This window comes from Inquilinus limosus MP06 (assembly GCF_000767795.1).
GTDB lineage: Bacteria > Pseudomonadota > Alphaproteobacteria > DSM-16000 > Inquilinaceae > Inquilinus > Inquilinus limosus_E.
Window position 1 is genome coordinate 1 of the sequence record NZ_JANX01000456.1, and the last position, 5291, is coordinate 5291.

General features: G+C 66.2%; 5 protein-coding genes. 1 reads left to right on the top strand and 4 read right to left on the bottom strand.

The features are described from left to right. The 4 genes from P409_RS25755 to P409_RS25770 all read right to left on the bottom strand — a co-directional run. On the bottom strand, window positions 1-904 hold a 904-nt coding region (locus tag P409_RS25755; RefSeq protein ID WP_034845181.1), incomplete at its 3' end, for a helicase HerA domain-containing protein. Window positions 905-1008: 104 nt separating this feature from the next. Then, window positions 1009-1899 carry a DUF72 domain-containing protein gene (locus P409_RS25760; protein WP_034845173.1) on the bottom strand — a complete coding sequence of 297 codons (891 nt, stop codon included), beginning with the start codon at window positions 1897-1899 and terminating at the stop codon, window positions 1009-1011. Between the two features lie 123 nt (window positions 1900-2022). After that, a complete protein-coding gene (locus P409_RS25765) occupies window positions 2023-3177 on the bottom strand; it encodes a porin (protein ID WP_034845175.1) in 1155 nt (384 codons plus the stop codon). Window positions 3178-3508: 331 nt separating this feature from the next. Beyond that, window positions 3509-4702 carry a porin gene (locus tag P409_RS25770; RefSeq protein ID WP_081991797.1) on the bottom strand — a complete coding sequence of 398 codons (1194 nt, stop codon included), beginning with the start codon at window positions 4700-4702 and terminating at the stop codon, window positions 3509-3511. Window positions 4703-5048: 346 nt separating this feature from the next. On the opposite strand from P409_RS25770, the gene P409_RS25775 reads away from it, so the two are divergent. Next, window positions 5049-5291 (top strand): gamma-glutamyltransferase (locus tag P409_RS25775; protein ID WP_034845179.1); only part of this gene is annotated, 243 nt, incomplete at its 3' end.

Below are 5291 nucleotides of genomic sequence, written 5' to 3' on the forward strand. Positions count from 1 at the left end.
ATTGCGGCGGCTGCGGCGGCGGCCGGGTCGGGCGCGGCATCGGCGGCTCGGCCTCGACCGCCTTGAAGATCAGCTCGTGCACGTCCTCGGGCGGCGCCTCGGGCATCGGCAGCAGCTTCGGGCTGGTCGACCGGGCGCCGGTCTCGACCGCGCCGATGCGCACCTCGATCGGCCGGCGCGACAGGGCCGGGCCCAGGGCGACGAAGCGGCCGCGGCCGAGGTCGCGGAACATCTCGGCCTGGCGCCGCTCCAGTCCCAGCAGATCGGCGGCGCGGGCCATGTCGATGTCGAGGAAGGTGCGGCCCATCAGGAAGTTCGAGGCCTCGGCCGCGACGTTCTTGGCCAGCTTGGCCAGGCGCTGGGTGGCGATCACCCCGGCCAGGCCGCGCTTGCGGCCGCGGCTCATCAGGTTGGCCATGGCGCCGAGGGTGGCCTTGCGCGCCTCTTCCGACACGTCGCCGGCCGCGGCGGGGGCGAAGAGCTGCGCCTCGTCGACCACGACCAGGATCGGGTACCAGAGGTCGCGCTCGGCATCGAACAGGCCGTTCAGGAAGGCGGCGGCGGCGCGCATCTGGGAATCGATGTCGCAGCGCTCGAGGTTCAGCACGGCGGAGGTGCGGTGCTGTCGCACCCGGCCGGCGATGCGGTACAGGTCGTCGTCGGAGCGGTCGCCGTCGACCACGATATGGCCGAAGCGGTCGGCCAGGCTGATGAAGTCGCCCTCGGGGTCGACCACCACCTGCTGCACCCAGGCCGCGCTCTGCTCCAGCAGGCGGCGCAGCAGATGCGACTTGCCGGAGCCGGAATTGCCCTGCACCAGCAGGCGCGTCGCCAGCAGCTCCTCGAGATCGATCATGGCCGATGTCCCGTCGGACAGCGTTCCGATGTCGATTTGGACCGTCATCACCCCTCCGCGCACACCCCGGGCATGGCGGGGCCGGGCATGGTCTATCACGATGGTGCGCGTGGCGGGCAACCCGATGGGGCAGGGCAGGGTCCCGGCGGGACTCAGCCGGCGAGGCGATCCTCGACCCGGCGAATCAGGCCCTTCGCATCGGCCGGCGCGCGCACCTTGGCATCGTTGTCGAAATAGACATAGACGTCGCGCCTGGCCCGCTTCGGCCCCGGCGTGTCGACCACCCGCTCGGCATCTTCGGGCTCGCCGCCCCGGGCCCAGGCGGCGACGCGGTCGGCCCAGATATCGAGCGCGTCGTCGTCATAGCCGCTGACATAGAGCTGCTCGGACCCATGCAGCCGGCAATAGACGAAGTCGGCGGTCAGGTCCATGCGCCGCGGCCAGTCCACCGTGTCGGCGCAGACCAGCGCCACGCCGTGGCGGCGCAGCAGCCGGATGAAGGCGGGATCGAGGAAGCTGTCGTGGCGGATCTCCATGGCGTGCCGCAGCGGCCGCTTGCGATCGGTCTTCGTCCAGGCCCGGCCGGCGTACCGCTCGTCATGGCGGCGGGCGCTCTCGGCGGCGGCCTCGGTGTCCTTCGGCAGCAGTTCGAAGAAGGCCTCGATCCGCTCCGCGTCGAAGCGGAAGCTGGGCGGGAACTGCCACAGGATCGGCCCCAGCTTCGGCCCGAGGCGCAGCGGCCCCGACGCCAGGAAATTGGCCAGCGGCGCCTCGACGTCGCGCAGGCGGCGCAGATGGGTGATGTAGCGCGGCCCCTTGAGCGCGAAGACGAAGCTCTCCGGCGTCTCCTCGGCCCAGCGGGCATAGCTCTCGGGCCGCTGCGTGCCGTAGAAGGTGCCGTTGATCTCGATGGTCGGGAAGGTCCCGGCGGCGAAGGCCAGCTCGCGCTTCTGCGCCAGGCCTTTCGGATAGAACACGCCGCGCCAGGGCCGGTAGGTCCAGCCCGAGATCCCGATCCGCACCTGTCCCGGTTTGCCGGCCATCGCGCTCCTCCCCTGAGACAACGCCGCCGGGGCGGGCTCGGTGCCGCGGATCCGCAGAGGCAGAGAGGGCGGCCCCTGGCGCCGCCCTCTCCTCGCTCGGTGCGTATGGAGGTCGGCCTTCGATCAGAAGGAGATCACCATGCCGGTGGTCAGGTTGGTCGATTCATAGTCCTGACCGCTGCGGAACTCGTTCTTTTCGTAGGACAGCTCGGTGAAGGTGTTGAGGCCCGGTGCCAGGTTGTAGAGGAAGGAGCCGATGACGCTGTGGTTGGTCTTCAGGTCCTTGCCGTCGGTGAAGGACGAGCTGATGTTGTTGCCCTTCTCGGCGGTGGTGTAGGCGTAGCCGATCGAGACCACGAACGGGCCGCTGCCGTAGGACAGGTCGCCGGTGATCGAGTCGATCGCCCTGTCGGCGCGATAGGTGCTGGAATAGTGCACCCAGTTCACGCTGCCGCCGAAGCCGCTGGAATGGATCAGCTGGCCGCCGAGGCTGTAGGCCTCGAAGTCATGGTTGACGCCGACGCCGTTGCCATTGCTGGCCGAACCGGCGACGCGCACCGAGGTGCCGTCGAAGGTGTTGGCGTAGTTGATGCCGGCGGTGACGACGTTCTCGTAGCGGGTGCTGCCGTCGTTGATCAGGTCGTTGCGGCCGCCGTTGCCGGCATGGCCGTTGCCGCCCGCGACGGGGGTGAAGTCGACCGCGAAGGAGAAGCCGGAGAAGCTCGGCGAAGAGTACTTGATCTTGGTGTCCTTGCCGTTCAGGCCACCGATGCCATAGGTCGGGTCGACCGCGTACAGGGTGTCGGAGCCGGCGAACAGGTTGAACTTGCCATCCAGGCCGTCACCCCAGCTGGCGCCGAGGCCCAGCTTGCTGTTGAACACGTCATGGGCATAGACGTAGCCGACATCGGCCGCGACATAGGGCGCGTCGCCGAATGTCAGGGTGCCGAAGCTGCCCTTGACGTAGACATAGGTGCGGTCGACGGTGATGTTGTTCTTCCGGTCCACATTGTTCATGCGGATACGGGCGCCGTATTCCAGGCCGGAATCGGTGACGTTCTTGATGTCGAACTGCAGACGCGCGTTGGAAACGAAGTCGTAGTCGCGGTCGAACGTGCTGTCCTTGGTGTCGCTCAGCGACAGGCCGGCCATGAAGCCGATCCAGCCATTGATCTTCAGCGACAGGCCAGACGTGACGTTCTGATCTGCCGCCTGGGCAATACTCGTCCCTCCCGTGGCGGCCGCGAGGCACACCCCGAGCAACAGAAACTTCCGCATTTTACTTCCCCTCGCGTATCGGGCGTGCGTTCCCGCAGTCGCGGCGCCGACCCTTCCTGTAACGGCGAGGCTTATACGAAACGACAAATTTTAAAATCAATCACCGGCCAGGGCAAAAAGGCGGCTTGTCGGCAAATTTCATAAAATAGTCACGGCACCACGACCCGATGCTCGCGATGAGCGGCGGGGCAGTCGATTCATCGGGTCCGGCAGACCATCCGGGAATGGCGGGCGAGGGGAGGCCGCGATTCACGCCGGGGTCGGGCAAGAAGAAGGGCGGCCCCTGGCGCCGCCCTTCAAGTCTGCTGGATGTCACACGCTCGGCTGCCGATCAGAAGCTGATGGCAAGGCCCGTGGTCAGGTTGGTCGCCTCGTAGTCCTTGCCGGAGCGGAACTCGTTCCGCTCGTAGGACAGCTCGGTGAAGCTGTTCAGGCCCGGCGCCAGGTTGTAGAGGAAGGAGCCGACGACGCTGTGGTTGGTCTTCAGGTCCTGGCCGTCGGTGAAGGTGGATACGAGCTTATTGCCCTTCTCGGCCGTGGTGTAGGCGTAGCCGACCGAGATGACATAGGGGCCGCCATAGTAGGACAGGTCGCCGGTGATCGAGTCGATCGCCTTGTCGGAGCGGAAGGTGCTGGCGAAGTGCACCCAGTTGACGCTGCCGGCGAAGCCGCTCGAATGGATGAGCTGGCCGCCGAGGCTGTAGGCCTCGTAGTCATGGTTGCCGAGGACGCCGTTGCCGTTGCCGGCCGAAGCCCGCAGGGTCATCGTGCTGCCGTCGAAGGTATTGGTGTACTGGACGCCGGCGGTGACGACGTTCTCGTACCGGGTGGTGGCGTCGTTGAAAAGGTCGTTGCGGCCGCCATTGCCGGCATGATCACTGGTGCCGCCACCGGTGCCCTTGGAATTCTCGGCGTTCTTGCCGCCCGCGACCGGCGTGAAGTCGAGGCCGAAGGAGAAGCCGGAGAGGCTCGGCGAGGTGTACTTGACCTTGGTATCCTTGCCGTTCAGCCCACCGATGCCGTAGCTCGGATCGATGGCGTAGAAGGTGTCCGACCCGCCGAACAGGTTGAACTTGCCGTCCAAACCGTCGCCCCAGCCGGCGCCGAGGCCCAGCTTGCCGTTCAGCGTGTCATGGGCATAGACGTAGCCGAAGTCCGCGATGGCATAGGGCGCGTCGCCGAAGGTCACCGTACCGAAGCTGCCCTTGACGTACAGGTAGGTGCGGTCGACGGTGATGTTGTTCTTGCGGTCCACATTGTTCATGCGGATGCGGGCGCCGTATTCCAGGCCGGAATCGGTGACGTTCTTGATGTCGAACTGCAGACGCGCGTTGGAAATGAAGTCGTAGTCGCGGTCGAAGCTGCTGTTATTGGTGTCGCTCAGCGACAGGCCGGCCATGAAGCCGATCCAGCCGTTGATCTTCAGCGACAGGCCCGAGGTGACGGGCGCATCCGCCGCCTGGGCCGCATTGATTCCTCCCGCGGCGGCCGCAAGGCACACCCCGAGCATCAAAACCTTCCGCATTGCTCGTCCCCCGTTGACGGATTGGGTCGCGTTTCATCACGGCCTCGACCGTCCCCCGGCCAAAGCGCGCCGAACTTATGGGGCAGGTATGACAAAAGCAATAGAGTTTAAGTGAAAACGTTCCCGATCTGCGTCAAACTCAAATCGGTTCTGGTATAGGTGTAGAGTTATTTTGACATTCATGAATGTATGTTTGCTTTCGTCAGGAGAATGCAATCATGAATGTATGTTTCGATTGGAGTGCTGCGATGCCGGCCGATCGGGGCCTGGAGGCGGCGGGGCATGGTTGCCAATGGCCCCCGCCGCCGATATCAACCAGGGGTTCGAACGCGGAAGGATGCAGCGGATGCAGCGGGATTTCGGCCAACCGGGGCGCTCGGCGCTGATCGCGGGCGAGGCGGCGATCGCCACCTCCCACCCGCTGGCCTCGGCCGCAGGGCTCGAGGTGCTGATGGACGGCGGCAACGCGGTCGACGCGGCGCTGGCCGCGGTCGCGGTGCAATGCGTGGTCGAGGCCCATATGACCGGCATCGGCGGCGACTGTTTCGTGCTCTACGCCCCGGCCGGTCGCGATGCGCTGGCGCTGAAC